The organism is Flavobacterium davisii, assembly GCF_019565505.1.
Taxonomy (GTDB): domain Bacteria; phylum Bacteroidota; class Bacteroidia; order Flavobacteriales; family Flavobacteriaceae; genus Flavobacterium; species Flavobacterium davisii.
This window is the reverse complement of sequence record NZ_CP067378.1, coordinates 2,424,628-2,447,898: the sequence shown is the minus strand read 5'-3', so window position 1 is coordinate 2,447,898 and position 23,271 is coordinate 2,424,628. Positions and strand designations below refer to the sequence as shown.

Here is a 23,271-nt window from a genome sequence, read left to right as displayed (position 1 = left end):
TACCAAACCATTTAAAATTTAAAATTCAACATTTAAAATAATAAAAGATGGGCGCACCAAGTAAACACAAAATCTATACAGAATTTTACCAAGAACAGGCAAGAAACTACAAAAAACATTTAGACATTTTAGGATTAAACCCCGAAACCACACAAGCGAGATATTTATATCTGAAGGAGTTTTTTAGTTGGCTGGAAAAGTATCAAATATTTGAAATAAAAAAAGTTACACCAAAAGAAATAGCCGAATACAACAACTATCTAAAAGAAAAAAATTAGTCAAAGAACTAAACAAAAACTAAAGCAGAAATCTATTTATGATAATATGCGAAATCTTCAACAATATTTAGGGTATTTATTAGAATTAGGAGTTATAAAAAGCAGTCCGGCATCACATTTAAAATTTACTCCAATCAATGAAAAAGTAGAACGATTTATTTTTACTCAAAATCAAATACAAGAACTCTATAAAATAGCGAATTTACAAGAAAAAACGATTTTAAATATGGGGTATGGTTGTGGGTTAAGAGTTCAAGAAATCAGCGATTTAAATAAAGAAGATATTAGAATAATTGAAAATTTAGTAATAGTACAAAAAGGTAAAAACAGCAAAAGAAGATTAATCCCAATTAGTGAAAAATTAGCCCAAGAATTACAAGAATATTTAGAAAGTTTAAAGCATAAAACTAATGAGTTTTTAATAAATAATAAAGCAAGAAGAATGAGTGATGATACTATAAATAAACACTTTAAGAAACTAATTTTAAAAACAGAATTTGGTAAAAAATTAAAGATTGAAGAATTAAATAAAATCGGAATTCACTCATTAAGGCACTCAATCGCAACACACTTACTACAAAACGGAATGAAGCTCGAACAGGTTCAAAAATTTTTAGGACATAGCCACATCGAGAGTACAGAAATATATACACATATAACTCAAAATCAAATTAATAATATGAAATGACACTACGTAATTATTTGGAAAAGAAATACAGCAAAAGCACATTAAACAGCAACTTATTTTTAATAAAACGATTTACAGATTACTACGGAAATAAAGCCAAATTAGCCACTTTTAAAGATATTTTAAACTACATAGAACACTTACGAAAGAATTACGATTTAAGTCCAAAAACATTACGACACTCGTTGTATGGAGTTAAAATTTACTTCAATTATTTATTAGAAATCGGAAAAAGAAAGGATCATCCTTGCAGTGAATTGTTTTTAAAAGATAAAATAGATAGACAAATACAAGTTGATACACTTTACAGCCCAGAAACATTAGAAAAATTCTTTGAAACCTATCAAATCAGAAAGAAAAAATATTTAGAAAACAGAAACAAAGTAATTATAAGTTTACTCATTTATCAAGCCTTAACCGTCAAAGAAATAGCAGAATTAGAAGTTGAAAACATCAATTTAGAAAAGTGTGAAATTTACATCAAAGGAAGTCTAGAAATCACTTCAAAAAGTCCACAATCAAGAACTTTACCATTACAAGCCAAACAAATATTATTAGTTTATAAATACTTAAATGACGATAGAATTAAACTACTGAAATACAACAATAAACAAGAAAATAAAACTTTTATACTTGGACAATACGGCGAAAAAATAAATGCACACGGAATCAGTAAAATGATAAACGAACAAAAACCAAAAAGCGAACAAATACAACCAATGAAAATCCGACAATCTGTAATTGCTAATCTATTAAAAAAAGAAAACGATACTAGAATAGTACAAGTTTTTAGCGGACATCGCAGGGCAAGTACAACAATCCAATACAAACAAACTGAACTGGAGCAATTACAACAAGCAGTAAACCAATACCATCCAATCAAATAAAAAAGCGGTGTGCTTCGCACGAAGTATTTGCACCCACCCAGCCAACGCACCCCAACGCTCCAGTGGTTCTCCCAACGCTATCGGCACTTGTTTTTCCCCACAGTAAGCCAATAAAAAAAGGGTTTTTGTTTTCCAAAGCCCATCGCACACAAAAAACCTTTTTTATCCGCTTACTTCCCACGCTCAAAAAACAAGAGCCGAAACCCAACCCTCAACCACTCCCAAAGCTATGTTACATAATAAGCCATTATGAGTCAAGCCCTAAAGGGTTCGCTTCGCCTTGCACCATAAGCTTATTATGTAAAATAGCCCCACTCCATCGCTCCCACCCACTGCCGACCCTACTGCCAACGCACTACGAAAGCTTTATTATTTGTAAATTCTTTGTTCAAAAAACTTCGCAAAATTACGCCTACTTCGTGAAAACTTGTAGCCTTAAATCTTTGCTTGTTTTTTATCACAAAAATTTTAAAAAACAGTACGATGACTAACGCCCTACGGTTGTTGGCTCATTTTTTTAGAAGATTGCCAAGAAGCCTTTTTTTCAATTGAAAAATAAAAAGTGGCAATCTTCCAAAAAAATCGAGCGAAAGAACAAAACCAACCCCAAACCACAGGCAAAATGGAAAGTTGGTTTTGTACTTGCTTTTACTTTTTCAATAAAAAACAACTTCTTTTTTTTTTCAACTGAAAAACAATTGAAAAAATAAGTACTTTTGATTTTACAAATGGGATGCTACAAACTCACATATAATCCATTACAAATTGTTCGTAGGCACGAACCCAAGCCCTCGCGCGAGGCGAAAGTTGTGCAGTGTTGGATGTCTGTTGACCCATTAGCGGAGAAATATCCTAATGTATCTCCTTACGTTTATTGCTTTAATGATCCAATTAATGTCATCGACCCAGATGGTAGAGACGGTATCAGAGTTATAGATGATAAAAATAAAACGATAACTATAAAAGCTGTTTATTATGTGCAAACAGAAAAAAGTACATATTATACAACTGGAGGTAAAATGAAAACTTTAGATGGTTATTCTGCTAAAGAAGTTGCTTCTATGCAAAAGGATTACAATAAATACCTTAACGATTTAGGAATGAGTGTTTCTGATGGAGAGTATAAAGGTTATTCTATCAAATATGATTTACAATTTAAAGAAGGTGGTACTATAGAAGCTAGCGAAGCTAGTGCAAGTAAAGAAATGCAAGATGGATACTCCATAGGTAATTCTTTTTCAAGAGGAAATGAAAACACCTATTCGAGATTTAAAACAAAAGAGACAGATAACGGTGATGGTACTACCAGCACTTCTACTGTTGGGGGTGTTACAGCTGACAATCAAAACATTTTAATGAATACAAGTGAAGATACTAAAATGAATAGAATTCACGAAATATTTCACACTTTTGGTTTTGGACATCCTAAAGGAACTGGAGGAAACAACGGTATTATGAAGTATCCGCCTGAAAAACCAAATCAAACAGATGCCAATAATATAGGTAATGGTTCTTTCCTTCCTAAAGTAATAGTAAAACAAGATGGTCAGAATTAATCTCATATTAGTAGTCTTTTTTGTTGTATTTAAGATAGATGCACAAGAAAATAATTGTAATAAAGTCAGTGATAGCTTATACTTTATAGAAATAGATATAAGGAGAAATGATAATTACCCAATTATAATGTCAGGTGTTTGTAAAGAAATTAATCTTGATTTATTAACAAAAGAAAATGAAGAGTTATTTGTTAGGAGTTTTTATAAATTATGTTTTTATACGCCAGATATACAAGGAAATAATAAAAAGATAATATCAAATTGTTTAGAGATTACAGAGGCTGAAAGCTATTTGTTAGATTATAAAAATGAGGTTCTGAAAATATCAAGTAAAATAAATAAAAACAGTCTTGAAAAAACAATGAAATTAAAGAATAATTGTACTGTATTTTTAAGGATATGTAAAATTAAAGGATTGTTTGTAGTTACAGATAAAGCGAATAAAGATATATCTAAGAACTCAAATGAGTTAGAAATTGACGACATATCCGAAATAGACAAAATGTATATTCCTTTAAAAATATCTTGTTATAAAAAGCCAAAGAGCAAAGAAGTTTTTTAATCATAACAAAGCCCTCAAATGAGGGCTTTGCTATTTACATAATACTTTGTATTTTTCTTTTAGCAATAAAAGCATCAATGACCGAAAAAATATGGTTACGGTCAGCTTCTTCAAATTTAGAAACTTCTAGAATACGGCTACTAGTATCTTTATCAATTTGTACATCGTCTTTTCCAGTAAGGTAATCTAAAGACACATCAAGAATATCAGCAATTTTACGAGCTAAATCAATAGAGGGATAAACTTCGTTTCTCTCATATCTTCCTAATACATTTTTATGAATACCTAATTGACTAGCTAAGTCGGTTTGGGATATTCCTTTTGTTTTCTAAGTTCAGAAACTACACTTCCAAAATCCATAATAAGAAACTTTATAGGGTTAAAAAACCTTGTTTACTATTGAATTGCAAAGATATGAAAACTAAATCAGTTCTTCAAAACTCAAAAAGTTTGCAAAATAAAACTAAAATGGTATCTTTGCACCTAATTAGTTGTCAAGAATAATTTTAAATATTTTTTAGTCAATGGAAATCCAAGACATCAAAGAGCAATTAACCATCGCCAACGTATTACACTACTACGGCTTAAAAACCGACAAACAAAGTCGTTTAAATTGTCCGTTTCACGAGGATAAAACTCCGAGTTTTCAAGTGTATTACAAAACACAATCGGCATATTGTTTTAGTAGCAGTTGTAAAACGCACGGTAAAAGTATGGATGTGATAGATTTTATATTGCACAAAGAAAATTGCACTAAAGCAGAAGCGATAAACAAAGCCAAAGAAATACTAAACCACAAAGAACCTAATAAAAACGAAAGGTATCAGCAAGATTTATCACGAGAGCAATTTTTGGGTAATATGTATCAGTATTTTAAAAATGCCATCAGCAACAGTAAACCAGCCAAAGACTATTTACAAAGCAGAAGTTTAGACTTTAAAAAAATAGAAGTCGGTTACAATGGTGGGCAGTTCCATCACGGAGCAAGAAAAGACGAAACTTTGATTAATCAATGTTTAGAATATGGATTACTAATTGATAAAAACAATTTAGGTAGAACTGGAGAAAAGGCTTATTCTGTTTTTGGTAAATGGAGTATTTGTTTTGCTTTAAAAAACAGAAATGATCAAGTAGTGAGTTTATACTTTAGAAGCACATTAAACGAGAAAGAAAGTAAACATTTTTATTTAAAAAACAGACAAGGTTTATATCCAAATTATCCCAATGTAAATACTAAAAAACTAATCTTAACCGAAAGTATTATTGATGGTGCAAGTTTGTTGCCAACGCTTGAAAAAGCCCCCTTTGGGGGTTGGGGGCTTATAGCTTGCTTTGGAACTAACGGATTGAATGATGAAATTTTAAAAGCAATAAAAGAACTCAAACAATTAGAAGAAATCATCTTTGCTTTTGACAATGATACCGCAGGTCGCACGGCGACAGCGAATTATTCTAAAGTAATATTAGAACTTATACCGGGAATAAAAATAAGCGTGTTAGAACCCATAAACAAAGACATCAATGAAACACTACAACTACACAACGAAGATATTTTTATTGAACTTTTAGACAAAAGAACACAGTTAAATCCTTCTTTTTCAATTGAAGATAAAACAACAGAACAGCCAAAAACTGAAAGCCAAAAACCATCAAACGCAATCGACTTCTTAAAACGAAAACATTTACTAAAAAACTTAAATATAGAAATCGGCAAAGCAGGAATAGTTGGAGAAGAAAACAGCAGAATGTTATTATTTTTAATCATCATTAGTTATTTAAATAAAAGTCCATTACACGCACTCGTACAAGGCTCAAGCGGAAGCGGAAAAACCCATATTATAAGCAGAATTGCAGACCTTATGCCTCAAGAAGACGTTTTAAGATTTACACGAATTACAGAAAGTTCTTTATACAATTGGGGTGAGTTTGATTTATTCCAAAAGGTGGTGATTATTGAAGATTTAGACGGTTTAAAAGAAGATGCACTATATGCTTTAAGGGAATTTATAAGTAATCAAGTATTAAGAAGTTCTGTAACTATCAAAGACAAAAAAGGAAATAACAAATCTTCTCATAAAATAGTAAAAGGTCAGTTCTCCAGTTTATCAGCCACCACCAAAGGCGAAACCTACGAAGATAATATGAGCCGTTCATTCCTTATTGCAGTTGACGAAAGTAAAGAACAAACCGCAAGAATTATCGACTACCAAAACAAACGCAATGCAGGAGAAATAGATCCACAAGAAAGCCAAAAAGCAATCAACTTTATACAACAAATCATTAGAAATTTAAAAGAGTACGAAGTCATTAATCCGTATGCAACACAATTACATCTACCAGAGAAAGTGCATAAAATTAGACGATTAAACGAAATGTATCAAGCCGTAATCAAACAAGTAACGTTCCTGAACCAATATCAACGTCAAATAGTTAAAAGCCCCTCCTTCGGAGGGGTTGGGGAGGCTTTAATAACCGAAATCGAAGACATAGAACAAGCCACCGAAGTACTTTTTGAAAGTATCATTTTAAAAGTTGATGAACTTGATGGAAGTTTAAGACAATTTTTTGAACGATTAAAAAAACACGTTAAAAACGAAAATCAAGAGTTTATTTTAAGAGATATAAGACAAGATTTAGGAATAAGTAAAACACAGATATTTAGATATATACAAACGCTTTTAGAGTTAGAGTACATCAAACAGGTTGGCGGTTTTGCAAACAAAGGCATAAAATATAAAATCTCCTATTGGGATAATTACCAAAAATTAAGAGCTGAAATAAAAGATTACTTAATGAACCAAATCGAAAGCCTTAAAAATAAGTAATCTTTTATTCATGAACTCCTTTAAAAAAACAATAAAAAAGAAGTGAATAAATAAAAGACTTTTTAATGTTACAGATTGAACAGCTACGACAAGAGCAAAAGTAAGTTGGAACACTAAAAGAACGCAAAAGGAACACTAGAAAACCTTGTAAAGTATTGTAAAATATAAGAAAACAATAAAAAAATAGTCTAGCGTTCCTAAATTCAAAATATTGAGTAAGCAAAAGCATCATAAACCTTAAAAACGTCATACCAAACCATTTAAAATTTAAAATTCAACATTTAAAATAATAAAAGATGGGCGCACCAAGTAAACACAAAATCTATACAGAATTTTACCAAGAACAGGCAAGAAACTACAAAAAACATTTAGACATTTTAGGATTAAACCCCGAAACCACACAAGCGAGATATTTATATCTGAAGGAGTTTTTTAGTTGGCTGGAAAAGTATCAAATATTTGAAATAAAAAAAGTTACACCAAAAGAAATAGCCGAATACAACAACTATCTAAAAGAAAAAATTAGTCAAAGAACTAAACAAAAACTAAAGCAGAAATCTATTTATGATAATATGCGAAATCTTCAACAATATTTAGGGTATTTATTAGAATTAGGAGTTATAAAAAGCAGTCCGGCATCACATTTAAAATTTACTCCAATCAATGAAAAAGTAGAACGATTTATTTTTACTCAAAATCAAATACAAGAACTCTATAAAATAGCGAATTTACAAGAAAAAACGATTTTAAATATGGGGTATGGTTGTGGGTTAAGAGTTCAAGAAATCAGCGATTTAAATAAAGAAGATATTAGAATAATTGAAAATTTAGTAATAGTACAAAAAGGTAAAAACAGCAAAAGAAGATTAATCCCAATTAGTGAAAAATTAGCCCAAGAATTACAAGAATATTTAGAAAGTTTAAAGCATAAAACTAATGAGTTTTTAATAAATAATAAAGCAAGAAGAATGAGTGATGATACTATAAATAAACACTTTAAGAAACTAATTTTAAAAACAGAATTTGGTAAAAAATTAAAGATTGAAGAATTAAATAAAATCGGAATTCACTCATTAAGGCACTCAATCGCAACACACTTACTACAAAACGGAATGAAGCTCGAACAGGTTCAAAAATTTTTAGGACATAGCCACATCGAGAGTACAGAAATATATACACATATAACTCAAAATCAAATTAATAATATGAAATGACACTACGTAATTATTTGGAAAAGAAATACAGCAAAAGCACATTAAACAGCAACTTATTTTTAATAAAACGATTTACAGATTACTACGGAAATAAAGCCAAATTAGCCACTTTTAAAGATATTTTAAACTACATAGAACACTTACGAAAGAATTACGATTTAAGTCCAAAAACATTACGACACTCGTTGTATGGAGTTAAAATTTACTTCAATTATTTATTAGAAATCGGAAAAAGAAAGGATCATCCTTGCAGTGAATTGTTTTTAAAAGATAAAATAGATAGACAAATACAAGTTGATACACTTTACAGCCCAGAAACATTAGAAAAATTCTTTGAAACCTATCAAATCAGAAAGAAAAAATATTTAGAAAACAGAAACAAAGTAATTATAAGTTTACTCATTTATCAAGCCTTAACCGTCAAAGAAATAGCAGAATTAGAAGTTGAAAACATCAATTTAGAAAAGTGTGAAATTTACATCAAAGGAAGTCTAGAAATCACTTCAAAAAGTCCACAATCAAGAACTTTACCATTACAAGCCAAACAAATATTATTAGTTTATAAATACTTAAATGACGATAGAATTAAACTACTGAAATACAACAATAAACAAGAAAATAAAACTTTTATACTTGGACAATACGGCGAAAAAATAAATGCACACGGAATCAGTAAAATGATAAACGAACAAAAACCAAAAAGCGAACAAATACAACCAATGAAAATCCGACAATCTGTAATTGCTAATCTATTAAAAAAAGAAAACGATACTAGAATAGTACAAGTTTTTAGCGGACATCGCAGGGCAAGTACAACAATCCAATACAAACAAACTGAACTGGAGCAATTACAACAAGCAGTAAACCAATACCATCCAATCAAATAAAAAAGCGGTGTGCTTCGCACGAAGTATTTGCACCCACCCAGCCAACGCACCCCAACGCTCCAGTGGTTCTCCCAACGCTATCGGCACTTGTTTTTCCCCACAGTAAGCCAATAAAAAAAGGGTTTTTGTTTTCCAAAGCCCATCGCACACAAAAAAACCTTTTTTTATCCGCTTACTTCCCACGCTCAAAAAACAAGAGCCGAAACCCAACCCTCAACCACTCCCAAAGCTATGTTACATAATAAGCCATTATGAGTCAAGCCCTAAAGGGTTCGCTTCGCCTTGCACCATAAGCTTATTATGTAAAATAGCCCCACTCCATCGCTCCCACCCACTGCCGACCCTACTGCCAACGCACTACGAAAGCTTTATTATTTGTAAATTCTTTGTTCAAAAAACTTCGCAAAATTACGCCTACTTCGTGAAAACTTGTAGCCTTAAATCTTTGCTTGTTTTTTATCACAAAAATTTTAAAAAACAGTACGATGACTAACGCCCTACGGTTGTTGGCTCATTTTTTTAGAAGATTGCCAAGAAGCCTTTTTTTCAATTGAAAAATAAAAAGTGGCAATCTTCCAAAAAAATCGAGCGAAAGAACAAAACCAACCCCAAACCACAGGCAAAATGGAAAGTTGGTTTTGTACTTGCTTTTACTTTTTCAATAAAAAACAACTTCTTTTTTTTTTTCAACTGAAAAACAATTGAAAAAATAAGTACTTTTGATTTTACAAATGGGATGCTACAAACTCACATATAATCCATTACAAATTGTTCGTAGGCACGAACCCAAGCCCTCGCGCGAGGCGAAAGTTGTGCAGTGTTGGATGTCTATTGACCCACTAGCGGAGAAGTTTCCTAATGCTTCACCTTATAATTATTGTCTTAATAATCCATTGATTTTTGTTGATCCTGATGGGAAAGCTCCAAATCCTCCAAAATGGTTGAAAAACTTTTGGAGAGAAGTAAAACAAACTTTAAAAGATGATTTTTCAAGTTACAAGGTTAACAAATTTAATAAAGATGTCATTGAACCCATTAAAAGTATAGCTGAAAAATTAGATAATTTAATACTATCTATCCCTCAAGAAAAAAATGACAAATTACAAGATAATTCTAAAGGACATTTTAAAAGAGGAATTAATTTTATCAATAAAGAAAAAAATGATCCTGCGGTAAAACGTGGTCTGGAAACAGCTAATTACGCTGAAAAAGTTGAAGATATGGATATTGACATTTTTGGATTATCAACAAATGGATTACAATCAATTGGAGATGGATTATTAGGTCATCCTAACAGAATTATAGACGCTATTGATAATATAGGTAGTTCTATTGATGCAGGATACTCCACTAAAGGAGCTTATAGTGATTTGAAAGAAGCTAATAAAAAGAAATTAAACTTAACACTCAAAAAGACAACGACTATAATATCTCTTACGATAAAAAAACAAGGAATTATACTTTTACTAGAAAAGACGATGAGTTTAAAAAAACCAACTAAAAGAAATAAACTTTTATTACTAGCAGTAATTCTCCTTATATTAGTAATAACAAATATTTATTTTTACAATAAAGAGGACAAAATATACATATTAAAAGAGTATTCAGTAAAAGGCAAATTAATAGGTACTAATGAATATATAATTAGAAACGGTGATACCATTTTTCAAGGAAAGTTTATAAATTATAATGAAAGGGGAATAAAAATATCTGAAGGTCAATTTATAAACAATGAACCCTATGGAATTTGCAAATATTATTATGATAATGGGAAAATTGAATCTGTATATTTTAGAGAAAATAGCAAAATAAATTTAGAAAGTTTTACTTATTATCCTGATGGCAAAATTAAACAGTATCGTATGTATTCTGATTTTGGAGCACCACTTCATACAACAAATTTCGATAAAGATGGGGTTACTGGCAGTTATAATGGAAGGCCTCATTTTGAAATACACCTTCACAAAATAGCGAATCATCAATACAAACAAATAAAAAATTCGTTTACATTAGGCGAAACCTTAAAATATAGCTATATCATTGCTAATATTCCAAAGACAAAACGTAGTATAAAAATAGAAAATATAAGCGTTGATAATTCAAAAGTCAAACGAACTTTAAAACATATAGAACCATGCCAATGGGATGTAGAAGAAGTTCTTACTAAAAAGGCAAAAATACAATACAAAGTATCGTTAAATACGAATTTAAAGATAAAGTTACCCCTGTTTTTATAGATACCCTTTCTTTTGATATAGAAGTACATTAAAAAATAAAACCCTCAAATGAGGGTTTTAATCTTTTTACAAGCTATTCAATTTAGTAGCTTTAATAAATATCTACGGTAATAAAACTTGGGGAAGAAAAGATATTTATAATAAACAAGAAAAACAGAATAATGATAAACAATAAAAAAATATTAATTTTATTAACTATTTTAGTTTTAGTTACAATATTATTTTATTCTTCTCTTAAGAATGAGAAAATTTATATTTTAAAAGAATATAACCCATCAGGCAATTTAATAGGCACAAATGAATATATTCTTAAAAATGGGGACACAATTATACATGGTAAGTTTGTAAACTATAACGATAAAGGCATTAAAATATCAGAAGGTCAATTTATCAATGGACATATAAATGGAAAATGTTTTTATTATTATGATAATGGAAAAATTGAATCAATACAATTTAAAAAGGCTAAAATTACAGAAGAAACCACTTTTTTTTCCCCTGAAGAACTAACTGAAAAATACGTTATGTATGATGATTTAGGAAAATCAACCTTTATTATTAACTTCGATAAAAAAGGTGTAACTAAATATTACGGTTATCCACAATTAGAAGTTTATCAATACAGATTTTCACATCCCGAGCAGTTTAAAATTAAAGAACAGCAATATTTAAAAGTTGGCGATAAATTAAAGTACAGCTATTTAATAGCCAATATCCCCAACGCCAAACGTAGTTTTAAAATAGAAAATATGAGCGTTGATAATTCAAAAGTCAAACGAACTTTAAAACATATAGAACCTTGCCAATGGAATGTAGAAGAAGTTCTTACTAAAAAGGCAAAAATACAATACAAAGTATCGTTAAATACGAGTTTAAAGATAAAGTTACCCCTGTTTTTATAGATACCCTTTCTTTTGATATAGAAGTACATTAAAAAATAAAACCCTCAAATGAGGGTTTTAATCTTTTACAAGCTATTCAATTTAGTAGCTTTAATAAAATTATCTACGGTAAGTAGTAAACATTGTTTGTCTTTACTCTCAAAGTCTGACAATAATTTTTTTAAGACGAACATGCTCCGCAAACGTTTCGAGCTTTGTGGAAATATAAATAAGACAAAAGCACTCTACAAAAGGGTGCTTTTGATATTTTATAAAGAGACTACATTTTTATTAAAGAAATCCTTAAACTTCTTTTTAGTAAGCATAGTGTCTACTATTTTAAAAATAGTCGTCTTATCTTCCTCATCTAATTGATTAATCAAATGAAGTTTTTCAAAGTCTGGTTTATCCGTTATAGTCACTTCTTCAGGAATAATATTTTCGTAATTTAAAATCTGATCCGCTGTAAGATTAAAAAGCTTTGCTAATTTTTGTAACTCTTCAATAGATAAATCTCTGTGACCATTTTCCAATTTATTATAATTACTGTTCCCAATATCAACGACCCCTATTTTTATATCGTTAATAACACGTTATACATTAAATCTAAAGTGCATTACATCACCATCCTTCACAATATACTCCTTACCTTCCACACGCAACTTACCAGCCTCCTTAACCTTAGCCTCAGAACCAAAAGCCACATAATCTTCATAAGCAATAACCTCCGCACGGATAAACCCTTTCTCAAAATCCGTATGAATTACACCAGCCGCTTTCGGAGCCGTATCACCAATTTTGATAGTCCAAGCACGAACCTCCTTCACACCCGCAGTAAAATACGTTTGCAAATTCAACAACTTATAAGCCGAACGAATTAATTTAGAAACACCGGGTTCTTCCAAGCCCATATCTCCCAAAAACATCTGACGTTCCTCATACGTTTCCAATTCCGTGATATCTGCCTCCGTAGCAACAGCCAATACAATTACCTGAGCATTCTCATCCTTCACCAACTCCTTCACCTGTTCCACATACACATTACCCGTTGCCGCAGACGATTCATCCACGTTACAAACATACAATACAGGCTTAGACGTAATCAACTGAATCCCATTCAAACAATCTTCCTCATCCTGATTCTTAGGCTCAATCACACGAGCTGATTTACCTTCTAACAAAACAGCCTTAATACGCTCTAATAAATCCGCCTCAACAATAGCTTCCTTATTACCCGATTTAGCCGTCTTTTTAGCCTTATCCAAACGCTTTTCAACCGTTTCTAAATCTTTCAATTGCAACTCAATATCAATCGTCTCCTTATCACGAATCGGATTCACATTACCATCCACATGCACAATATTATCATTGTCAAAACAACGCAACACATGAATAATCGCATTACACTCGCGAATATTACCTAAAAATTGATTTCCTAAACCTTCACCTTTACTAGCTCCCTTCACCAATCCAGCAATATCCACAATCTCAACAGTAGCAGGCAACACACGCTCTGGATTAACCAATTCTTCTAATTTTTCCAAACGAGGATCTGGCACATTCACCACCCCAATATTCGGTTCAATCGTACAAAACGGAAAATTAGCACTCTGTGCCTTCGCATTCGACAAACAATTGAATAAAGTCGATTTTCCTACATTCGGTAAGCCTACAATACCTGCTTTCATGGTTAATTATTTTTAAAAAGTCTGCAAATATAGCCATTTTATACTTCAAAAGCTATTTTTTTGGCGTGCCCCGCCTCAATCAACATTCACTATAGCCCTTGGCGCAAACCAACCTAAAGGCGGGTCGCGTGCTTCGCGCTACACGGTAGCTTGCTACGCCCGCTCACGCGGTGATTGCGGTATTCCATTAGCAATTTCTATAAAAGAAAAACCCCTCATCGTATAGATGAAGGGTTTTAAAGAAAGGCAGCGATCTACTCTCCCACAATATGCAGTACCATCGACGCTGGCGGGCTTAACTTCTCTGTTCGAAATGGGAAGAGGTGAGCCCCGCCGCAATAACCACCTTAAGGTTTTAAAGGCATTAGCTAATAGCCATAAGCCACTAGTTTGTGCTTTTCCATTAAACTCTTGGCTTATGCCTTTTGCCTAATGGCTAATATTTTAACATATTGAGATAAATATTCAAATTTGTTTATAATCCTTTTTAGGTAAAGAAAGAATTTTACGCCCCACCCTGACTCCTCCCCTTTGGGGAGGTTGGGTGGGGCTACAATAAGCTTACGGGTTATTAGTACTACTTGACTCTGACATTACTGCCTTTACATCTATAGCCTATCAACGTGGTCATCTTCCACGACCCTTAAAAGAAATCTCATCTTGTGGTGGGTTTCGCGCTTATATGCTTTCAGCGCTTATCCCTTCCCAACGTAGCTACTCTGCGGTGCTCCCGGCGGAACAACAGATACACCAGCGGTTGGTCCAACTCGGTCCTCTCGTACTAGAGTCAGATCCACTCAAATTTCTAACGCCCACAGTAGATAGAGACCGAACTGTCTCACGACGTTCTGAACCCAGCTCGCGTGCCACTTTAATGGGCGAACAGCCCAACCCTTGGGACCTTCTCCAGCCCCCAGGATGTGACGAGCCGACATCGAGGTGCCAAACCCCCCGTCGATGTGAGCTCTTGGGGGAGATCAGCCTGTTATCCCCGGCGTACCTTTTATCCTTTGAGCGATGGCCCTTCCATGCGGAACCACCGGATCACTATGCTCTACTTTCGTACCTGATCGACCTGTATGTCTCTCAGTCAAGCTCCCTTTTGCCATTGCACTCTACGCACGGTTACCAAGCGTGCTGAGGGAACCTTTAGAAGCCTCCGTTACTCTTTTGGAGGCGACCACCCCAGTCAAACTACCCACCAAGCAATGTCCTCCTTTTTTAGGAGTTAGACCTCAGATAAGCAAAGGGTGGTATTTCAACAATGACTCCACAACGCCTAGCGACGCCATTTCACAGTCTCCCACCTATCCTACACATCACTTATCCAAGACCAATACTAAGCTATAGTAAAGGTGCACAGGGTCTTTTCGTCCCACTGCGGGTAATCGGCATCTTCACCGATACTACAATTTCACCGAGCTCATGGCTGAGACAGTGTCCAGATCGTTACACCATTCGTGCAGGTCGGAACTTACCCGACAAGGAATTTCGCTACCTTAGGACCGTTATAGTTACGGCCGCCGTTTACTGGGGCTTCAATTCAATGCTTCTCCGAAGATAACATCTCCTCTTAACCTTCCAGCACCGGGCAGGTGTCAGGCCCTATACGTCATCTTACGATTTTGCAGAGCCCTGTGTTTTTGATAAACAGTCGCCCGGACCTTTTCACTGCGGCCAGCTTGCGCTGGCGACCTTTCTCCCGAAGTTACAGGTCTATTTTGCCTAATTCCTTAGCCATGAATCTCTCGAGCGCCTTAGGATACTCTCCTCAACTACCTGTGTCGGTTTACGGTACGGGTACTTATAATCTATGTTTAGAAGGTTTTCTTGGCAGCCTTTAGGTACACTATCCCTTCATCCGAAGAATCCGAGTACTATCGCATTTCACCAGTCCCAGCGGATTTGCCTACCGGGCCTTTAGCTAAGTGCTTTAACGAACTATTCCGTCAGTTCGCGGTACTTTCACCACTGCGTCACTCCATCACAATTATAACTAGTACGGGAATATTAACCCGTTGGCCATCGACTACTCCTTTCGGATTTGCCTTAGGACCCGACTAACCCGCAGCTGATTAGCATAGCTGCGGAAACCTTAGTTTTTCGGCGGGGGTGTTTCTCGCACCCCTTATCGTTACTTATGCCTACATTTTCTTTTCTAACCTCTCCAGCACCTCTCACAAGATACCTTCGGCGATGTTAGAATGCTCCCCTACCACTTGTATCTATATACAAATCCATAGCTTCGGTAGTATACTTATGCCCGATTATTATCCATGCTCGATCGCTCGACTAGTGAGCTGTTACGCACTCTTTAAATGAATGGCTGCTTCCAAGCCAACATCCTAGCTGTCGATGCAATCAAACCGCGTTTGTTCAACTTAGCATACATTTGGGGACCTTAGCTGATGGTCTGGGTTCTTTCCCTCTCGGACTTGGACCTTAGCACCCAAGCCCTCACTGCTCAATATATTATATAGCATTCGGAGTTTGTCAGGAATTGGTAGGCGGTGAAGCCCCCGCATCCAATCAGTAGCTCTACCTCTATATAACTTAACTTGAGCGCTGCACCTAAATGCATTTCGGGGAGTACGAGCTATTTCCGAGTTTGATTGGCCTTTCACCCCTACCCACAGATCATCCCAAGACTTTTCAACGTCAACGGGTTCGGACCTCCACTTTGGGTTAACAAAGCTTCATCCTGTCCATGGGTAGATCACACGGTTTCGCGTCTACCACTACTGACTTAAGCGCCCTATTCAGACTCGCTTTCGCTACGGATCCGTGACTTAATCACTTAACCTTGCCAGCAACGGTAACTCGTAGGCTCATTATGCAAAAGGCACGCCGTCACAGATTATGCTGCTCCGACCGCTTGTAGGCGTATGGTTTCAGGTTCTATTTCACTCCGTTATTCACGGTTCTTTTCACCTTTCCCTCACGGTACTGGTTCACTATCGGTCTCTCAGGAGTATTTAGCCTTAGCGGATGGTCCCGCCAGATTCAGACAGGGTTTCACGTGCCCCGCCCTACTCAGGATAACACTATTCTTTATATTCTTTACTTATACGGGACTATCACCCTCTTGGGTTAACCTTTCCGAGTTATTCTAATTCAGTTTACAAGAAATATTGTGGTCCTACAACCCCGTTATTGCCGTAACAACAACGGTTTGGGCTAATGCGCTTTCGCTCGCCACTACTTACGCAATCACTTTTGTTTTCTTCTCCTCCGCCTACTTAGATGTTTCAGTTCAGCGGGTTCGCCTCCTATCGGATACTATGTCTTCAACATAGTGGGTTGCCCCATTGGGATATCTGCGGATCAATTCGTATGTGCCGATCCCCGCAGCTTTTCGCAGCTTATCACGTCCTTCTTCGCCTCTGAGAGCCTAGGCATTCCCCATACGCCCTTATTTTGCTTATTGTTTTCTTTATTCTTTTAGCCATTAGTCAATAGCCATAAGCCACTAGTGCCTATTGCTTTTTTACTAATCACTAAAGATGTTCTTTCTACTTGTTTGTATGTTTATCTCAATATGTCAATGAACTTTGAGCCCCCTCCAGCTCCCCCGAAGGGGGAGAGCCGATTGCTCTGTGTCCCTCCCCTTTGGGAAGGTTAGGAGGGGCTGTTGTGGAGAATATCGGAGTCGAACCGATGACCTCCTGCGTGCAAGGCAGGCGCTCTAGCCAGCTGAGCTAATCCCCCATTGTCTATTTTGAATGTTGAATTATTTTTTTGAATTATTTTTCAAATTCATCATTTAAAATTTATAATTCAAAATTCGCTTCTAGAATTTCCTTTTTATAACTTTAAATAGTAGTCCCGGGCAGACTCGAACTGCCGACCCCTACATTATCAGTGTAGTACTCTAACCAGCTGAGCTACGAGACTCTGTATTTTAAGCCTTTTCTTTTTTTTGAATTAACAGCGAGAGTAAGATTTTAATTTAAATTTAATTTTAAATCACATCCTTTTTTTTGTCTCTAGAAAGGAGGTGTTCCAGCCGCACCTTCCGGTACGGCTACCTTGTTACGACTTAGCCCTAGTTACCAGTTTTACCCTAGGCAGCTCCTTGCGGTCACCGACTTCAGGTACCCCCAGCTTCCATGGCTTGACGGGCGGTGTGTACAAGGCCCGGGAACGTATTCACCGCAGCATGGCTGATCTGCGATTACTAGCGAATCCAGCTTCACGGAGTCGAGTTGCAGACTCCGATCCGAACTGAGAACGGTTTTTTAGATTCGCGCCTACTTGCGTAGTGGCTGCTCTCTGTACCGTCCATTGTAGCACGTGTGTAGCCCAAGGCGTAAGGGCCGTGATGATTTGACGTCATCCCCACCTTCCTCACGGTTTGCACCGGCAGTCTTGTTAGAGTTCCCGACCTTACTCGATGGCAACTAACAACAGGGGTTGCGCTCGTTATAGGACTTAACCTGACACCTCACGGCACGAGCTGACGACAACCATGCAGCACCTTGAAAAACGTCCGAAGAAAGATCTGTTTCCAAATCTGTCGTTTCCCATTTAAGCCTTGGTAAGGTTCCTCGCGTATCATCGAATTAAACCACATGCTCCTCCGCTTGTGCGGGCCCCCGTCAATTCCTTTGAGTTTCACTCTTGCGAGCGTACTCCCGGGTGGGATACTTATCACTTTCGCTTAGCCACTCAGATTGCTCCAAACAGCTAGTATCCATCGTTTACGGCGTGGACTACCGGGTATCTAATCCTGTTCGCTCCCCACGCTTTCGTCCATCAGCGTCAATATACTCGTAGTAACCTGCCTTCGCAATTGGTATTCCATGTAATCTCTAAGCATTTCACCGCTACACTACATATTCTAGTTACTTCCAAGTAATTCAAGTCTTACAGTATCAATGGCCGTTTGATCGTTGAGCGACCAGATTTCACCACTGACTTATAAAACCGCCTACGGACCCTTTAAACCCAATGATTCCGGATAACGCTTGGATCCTCCGTATTACCGCGGCTGCTGGCACGGAGTTAGCCGATCCTTATTCTTACAGTACCGTCAAGCTCCCTCGCAAGGGAGTGTTTCTTCCTGTACAAAAGCAGTTTACACACCATAGATGCGTCATCCTGCACGCGGCATGGCTGGGTCAGTCTTGCGACCATTGCCCAATATTCCTCACTGCTGCCTCCCGTAGGAGTCTGGTCCAGTGTCTCAGTACCAGTGTGGGGGATCTCCCTCTCAGGACCCCTACCCATCGTGGCCATGGTAAGCCGTTACCTTACCATCTAGCTAATGGGACGCATGCTCATCTTGTACCGTTGGAACTTTAATCACAATGTGAGGCCACATCATAATACTATGGGGTATTAATCCAAATTTCTCTGGGCTATCCCCCTGTACAAGGTAGATTACATACGCGTTACGCACCCGTGCGCCGGTCTCAAAGGAGCAAGCTCCTTCTACCCCTCGACTTGCATGTGTTAAGCCTGCCGCTAGCGTTCATCCTGAGCCAGGATCAAACTCTTCATCGTATATCTTTTGTAACCCTAAGGTTAAATATTGTGGACAAAGAATGCTAGTTTTCTTACTCTCTTAAAATTTTATTGTTTTAATATCTCTATTAAAACGTGCTGTCAATCCAATATGTCTATGAACTTTTTATTCTTATTTTTCGCTTTTGACTTTTCGTCTTAGCGGGTGCAAAGGTAAAAATTCTTTTTAAATTCGCAAGACTTTTTTTGAAAACTTTTTTTGAAGTAAGCTTCTAAAAATGTCTTAACAATAACTTAATGAACTTCGCTGTTGCGGGTGCAAAGATACGCTCGTTTTTTTCTTTTTCCTAGTGTTTTGTCTTATTTTTTTTAGTTTTTTATTTTAATTGCTGTTTATCAAATAGTTATCCACTACTCCCTTTCTATTATTTTATAGTCCTTTAATTTGTTTGGTTGTTTTTCGAGTCTTGTTATTTTTTTTAATAGGTAGAAAATATTGTGAAATCCTTATTATTTATTAAAAATATACTCTGCTTAACTTTAAAGTACTCTCTGTTTTTTTTACATAAATTTTATTGCTTTCACAGGTGAAATTTTAGTAACTACATAGGAAGGAATGAGCATTACTAAAAGACAAATTAAAACCGTCCCTACATTTAAGAAGGTTATAGCAACCCAATTAATATCTACGGGTGCTGTGGTAACATAGTAATTTTCTGGATTAAGTTTTACTATTTTAAATTTTTGTTGAATAAACAAGAGTCCTATTCCTATAATATTACCCCATAATAATCCTTTAACAATTAAATGAATTGCATTATATAAAAATATTTTTCTAATGGTCCAATTATTTGCCCCAATTGATTTTAAGATACCGATCATTTGGGTTCGTTCTAAAATTAAAACTAGTAAAGCTACAATCATATTAATGGTAGCTACAACAATCATAATAATTAGAATAACTGCGATATTGAAGTCAAATAATTTGAGCCATTCAAAAATATAGTAATATTTTTGAGCAATAGTTTGGGTATCTAGGGCTTTAGTAGGATCTTCTTTATTTATTGTATTATTATAAACTTCGACTCCTTTTGTTTCTATTTGATCAAAATCTTTAAGAAAAACTTCAAAAGCTCCTACTTCTGTGTGTTTTCCATTTATTCATTCGCTGGATATGACGAATATCCCCCAAAACATATACTTCATCAAATTCTTGAAAACCGGAATTATAAATTCCAACAATTTGAAACGAACGAAGATTAGGCATTTTACCTTCTTCTTTCATAAAGAAAGTATTACATCTATCTCCTATATCTAAGAATAAGCGATTGGCTAAATACTCAGAAATAATAATTTGATTATTAAGTTTATTTTTTACGTCTGGTAGTTTTCCTTTTATCAGATATTCTTTAACATTATTCCAATCATATTCTTTACCTACTCCTTTAAAAACAATTCCTTCAAAAGTTTTTTCTGTTCGGATAATACCTGCTTTGCTAGCTACAGCCTGTATATGTTTAATTCCTTCAACTGAATTAAAGTTAGGATAAAAATCTTGATTAGTAGATACTGGATTAAGGCTTACTTGCGATTGGTTATCATCAAAATTGGATATTATTATATGACCATTAAAGGCGGATACTTTTTGACGTATTTTATTTTGTAATCCAACGCCTGTTGCTACTGAAATAATCATCATTATCAAACCAATAGCAATAGCTGCTATTGCTATTTTTATTATTGGGGCAGAAATATTACTTTTACGTTCTTTTGTGCGTATTAATCGATCGGCGATAAAAAATTCTAAATTCAATTGATAATGATTTACAAATTGGTTTTCAAAAATACATTTTTATTATGGCTTTTCACTATAGTTGCTTGTGGAAATTGCAAAAAGAGAATAGCGGATGAAAAAACAGACAAGCCCCCTATTAAAGAAATAAATAAGTTACTGAATGCTGAAACTAAAAATAGAAGTATTTTAACTGGTGCTGATAATTTTTCTATTTACTTACCTTTATTGAAAGACAAAAAGGTTGGTATTGTAACTAATCAAACGGGAATTTTATCTAGCAAGGTTCATTTGGTTGATTTTTTAACAGAAAATAAGATTAATTTACAGAAGATATATGCTCCTGAACATGGGTTTAGGGGTACAGCTGACGCTGGAGAACTAATAAAGGATGGCAAAGATGCTAAAACTGGATTACCTATTATCTCTCTTTATGGTAGTAACAAAAAACCGAAGCCTGAACAATTAACGAATATTGACATCATGATTTTTGATTTACAAGATGTAGGTGCTCGTTTTTATACTTATATTTCTTCTTTGCATTATGTTATGGAAGCTTGTGCTGAAAATAATATTTTTCTTCTGGTTTTAGACAGGCCTAATCCTAATGGCAATATTGTTGATGGCCCTGTTTTAGAGACTGAATTTAAAAGTTTTGTGGGAATGCACCCTATACCTGTGCTACACGGGATGACAATAGGTGAATATGCTAGAATGATTAATGGTGAGAGGTGGCTTAAAAATGGTATTGAATGTAGGTTAAAAATCATCCCTTGTAAGAACTATAAGCGTGAAATGTTTTATGATTTACCAATAAATCCTTCACCGAATCTACCTAATTATCAAGCTATTAATTTATATGCTTCTTTATGTCTTTTTGAAGGCACAAACGTGAGTGTAGGACGTGGTACTAACAAACAATTTCAGATTTACGGATCACCATATTTGATCGGAAATAATTTTACTTTTACTCCTTTACCTAATTTAGGTGCTAAAGATCCCGTTTGGAATGGCAAACTTTGTTATGGGGAAGATTTAACAAAAATAGAAAAAAATCAAACAACTTGAAATCAAGTGGTTAATAAAGGCTTATAAGGAGAATAATCAGACTATGAATCCTTTTTTTAATGATTTTTTCACAAAGTTGGCTGGTACTAAAAAACTTCAACAACAGATAGAAGCAGGTACTTCTGAGGCTGAAATTCGCAAATCTTGGGAAAAAGATTTATTGGTGTTTAAAAAAATAAGAGGGAAATATCTAAATATTGAATATTAGGTTAGTTTTTTTAAATATTTTTTTCAAATGAAAATTACGTATTAAAAATCTACAATAGATAAAACGATTTTAATTAAAAAGTATTTTTTCTTTTGTATGAAATACTATGTTTAACCCAAATTCCGCATTAGAAATCTATTTCACTTTATTTTCTACCATTCAAGCACGTACTCTCCCCTTAATCATCGAAATAGTTAACTATTTCGTCTTCTAAAATTTTTCGTGAGCACTTGAATTTATTGAAAATTTTTGTTTCAAAACGAAGTCTAATGCGCAATCTGGGTTTAAAGCAAATTTTTATATTTTTTATATATTTGTAGATCTATTTATTATAATATCCTTCGTGTATTTTGTTTTGTTATTTTTAAATCTATTCTATCCAAATAATCTTCTTAAAAAACTTCTGCTTTCTTCCTCTGTCATTACTTTCTCCTCAAAGTTAGAGTTGGTATATTTATCTATTATATGTCTAATATACTCTACATAGGTCTTTCCTTCTTTTTCTAGGAATCCTTTTAAGTAGTTTTCACCTCCATCTGCTCCATAAAATTCTTCTAACTTTCTGATTCTATGATATAAGGGTTCTATTTCTTTTTGACCAAATCTTCAGGAACTGCCACTCTTCTTGCTTGATATCCTTTATTACCATCAACTATATCAAAATCTGTCAAAACCCAGTAATATTCACCTGATTTTGCCATATTCTTTACAATTCCATAAAAGTTTTCTCCTTTTTTCAGATTATCCCATAAGATTTTAAAAATAGCTTTAGGCATATCAGGATGTCTAATTACATTATGGGATTGTTTTAACAATTCTTTTTCGGCATATCCCGAAACATCTAAAAAAACATCGTTTACAGAAATTATAGTTCCATATTGATCTGTTTTACTGATAATTGTTCTTGATTTATTCCAGTTAACTTCTCTATCAACAGGAATAGGTTTTACATTGTTTAACATTAACACTTTTTTAAAAACGGGCAAATGTTTCAAAAAATAAGATAAAAAAAATATGATAAATATCATATTTGC

Annotated in this window: 14 protein-coding genes, 2 tRNA genes, 3 rRNA genes and 2 pseudogenes; 11 read left to right on the top strand and 10 right to left on the bottom strand. The window is 34.5% G+C overall.

The annotated features are described in order from the left end of the window. Window positions 1–47: 47 nt before the first annotated feature. The 5 genes from JJC05_RS11695 (at window position 48) to JJC05_RS11675 (ending at window position 3,971) form a co-directional block, all read left to right on the top strand. On the top strand, window positions 48–278 hold the full coding sequence (locus JJC05_RS11695) for a hypothetical protein (protein WP_235877431.1): 231 nt from the start codon (window positions 48–50) through the stop codon (window positions 276–278). Between the two features lie 46 nt (window positions 279–324). Beyond that, window positions 325–966 carry a tyrosine-type recombinase/integrase gene (locus JJC05_RS11690; protein WP_235877430.1) on the top strand — a complete coding sequence of 214 codons (642 nt, stop codon included), beginning with the start codon at window positions 325–327 and terminating at the stop codon, window positions 964–966. Then, the gene (locus JJC05_RS11685) at window positions 963–1,853 is read left to right on the top strand and encodes a tyrosine-type recombinase/integrase (protein WP_060383027.1); all 891 of its coding nucleotides are present in this window, start codon (window positions 963–965) and stop codon (window positions 1,851–1,853) included. Before JJC05_RS11690 ends, JJC05_RS11685 begins: the two co-directional genes overlap by 4 nt. Window positions 1,854–2,569: 716 nt before the next feature. After that, window positions 2,570–3,409, top strand: coding sequence for an RHS repeat-associated core domain-containing protein (locus JJC05_RS11680; protein ID WP_145915567.1), 840 nt, complete (start codon window positions 2,570–2,572; stop codon window positions 3,407–3,409). Further along, window positions 3,396–3,971, top strand: coding sequence for a hypothetical protein (locus tag JJC05_RS11675; protein WP_063743225.1), 576 nt, complete (start codon window positions 3,396–3,398; stop codon window positions 3,969–3,971). Before JJC05_RS11680 ends, JJC05_RS11675 begins: the two co-directional genes overlap by 14 nt. Before the next feature lie 34 nt (window positions 3,972–4,005). On the opposite strand, the gene JJC05_RS17405 is transcribed toward JJC05_RS11675, so the two are convergent. Continuing rightward, window positions 4,006–4,254 carry a helix-turn-helix domain-containing protein gene (locus tag JJC05_RS17405; RefSeq protein ID WP_309597481.1) on the bottom strand — a complete coding sequence of 83 codons (249 nt, stop codon included), beginning with the start codon at window positions 4,252–4,254 and terminating at the stop codon, window positions 4,006–4,008. A 241-nt stretch (window positions 4,255–4,495) separates the two neighbouring features. Here JJC05_RS17405 and JJC05_RS17395 point away from each other — a divergent pair, with 241 nt between their 5' ends. The 5 genes from JJC05_RS17395 (at window position 4,496) to JJC05_RS11635 (ending at window position 12,036) form a co-directional block, all read left to right on the top strand. Next, window positions 4,496–6,796, top strand: a complete 2,301-nt coding sequence (locus JJC05_RS17395) for an MTBMA_p00010-related P-loop-containing protein (protein WP_063743227.1) — start codon at window positions 4,496–4,498, stop codon at window positions 6,794–6,796. Window positions 6,797–7,092: 296 nt separating this feature from the next. Continuing rightward, a complete protein-coding gene (locus JJC05_RS11650; protein ID WP_063743228.1) occupies window positions 7,093–8,010 on the top strand; it encodes a tyrosine-type recombinase/integrase in 918 nt (305 codons plus the stop codon). After that, complete coding sequence (locus tag JJC05_RS11645; RefSeq protein WP_060383027.1) at window positions 8,007–8,897, top strand: tyrosine-type recombinase/integrase; 891 nt, start codon at window positions 8,007–8,009, stop codon at window positions 8,895–8,897. Before JJC05_RS11650 ends, JJC05_RS11645 begins: the two co-directional genes overlap by 4 nt. Before the next feature lie 719 nt (window positions 8,898–9,616). Further along, window positions 9,617–11,134, top strand: coding sequence for a toxin-antitoxin system YwqK family antitoxin (locus JJC05_RS17390; protein ID WP_258928762.1), 1,518 nt, complete (start codon window positions 9,617–9,619; stop codon window positions 11,132–11,134). 161 nt (window positions 11,135–11,295) lie between these two features. Further along, window positions 11,296–12,036 (top strand): toxin-antitoxin system YwqK family antitoxin, encoded by a 741-nt coding sequence (locus JJC05_RS11635; RefSeq protein ID WP_258928760.1) that lies wholly within the window; start codon window positions 11,296–11,298, stop codon window positions 12,034–12,036. Between the two features lie 248 nt (window positions 12,037–12,284). Here JJC05_RS11635 and JJC05_RS11630 read toward each other — a convergent pair whose 3' ends face one another. From JJC05_RS11630 to JJC05_RS11595, 8 genes and pseudogenes are all read right to left on the bottom strand, one after another. Beyond that, complete coding sequence (locus JJC05_RS11630; RefSeq protein WP_235878874.1) at window positions 12,285–12,572, bottom strand: helix-turn-helix domain-containing protein; 288 nt, start codon at window positions 12,570–12,572, stop codon at window positions 12,285–12,287. Between the two features lie 36 nt (window positions 12,573–12,608). Continuing rightward, complete coding sequence (ychF, locus tag JJC05_RS11625; RefSeq protein WP_105195122.1) at window positions 12,609–13,703, bottom strand: redox-regulated ATPase YchF; 1,095 nt, start codon at window positions 13,701–13,703, stop codon at window positions 12,609–12,611. A 241-nt stretch (window positions 13,704–13,944) separates the two neighbouring features. After that, window positions 13,945–14,053 (bottom strand): 5S ribosomal RNA (rrf, locus tag JJC05_RS11620). Between the two features lie 201 nt (window positions 14,054–14,254). Further along, window positions 14,255–17,130 (bottom strand): 23S ribosomal RNA (locus tag JJC05_RS11615). 207 nt (window positions 17,131–17,337) lie between these two features. Beyond that, window positions 17,338–17,411 (bottom strand) — tRNA-Ala (locus JJC05_RS11610). A gap of 112 nt (window positions 17,412–17,523) precedes the next feature. Next, window positions 17,524–17,597, bottom strand: a tRNA-Ile gene (locus JJC05_RS11605). Between the two features lie 96 nt (window positions 17,598–17,693). Continuing rightward, window positions 17,694–19,208: ribosomal RNA gene (locus JJC05_RS11600) — 16S ribosomal RNA — on the bottom strand. Together the 16S, 23S and 5S rRNA genes with 2 tRNA genes alongside form the textbook arrangement of a ribosomal RNA operon. 522 nt (window positions 19,209–19,730) lie before the next feature. Further along, window positions 19,731–20,982, bottom strand: a pseudogene (locus JJC05_RS11595) (ABC transporter permease). 6 nt (window positions 20,983–20,988) lie between these two features. Between JJC05_RS11595 and JJC05_RS11590 the strand changes: the two are divergent. Beyond that, a pseudogene (locus JJC05_RS11590) lies at window positions 20,989–22,237 on the top strand (exo-beta-N-acetylmuramidase NamZ family protein). Window positions 22,238–22,821: 584 nt separating this feature from the next. On the opposite strand, the gene JJC05_RS18365 reads toward JJC05_RS11590, so the two are convergent. After that, a complete protein-coding gene (locus JJC05_RS18365) occupies window positions 22,822–23,199 on the bottom strand; it encodes a PAS domain-containing protein (protein WP_309597319.1) in 378 nt (125 codons plus the stop codon). Between the last annotated feature and the right edge of the window lie 72 nt (window positions 23,200–23,271).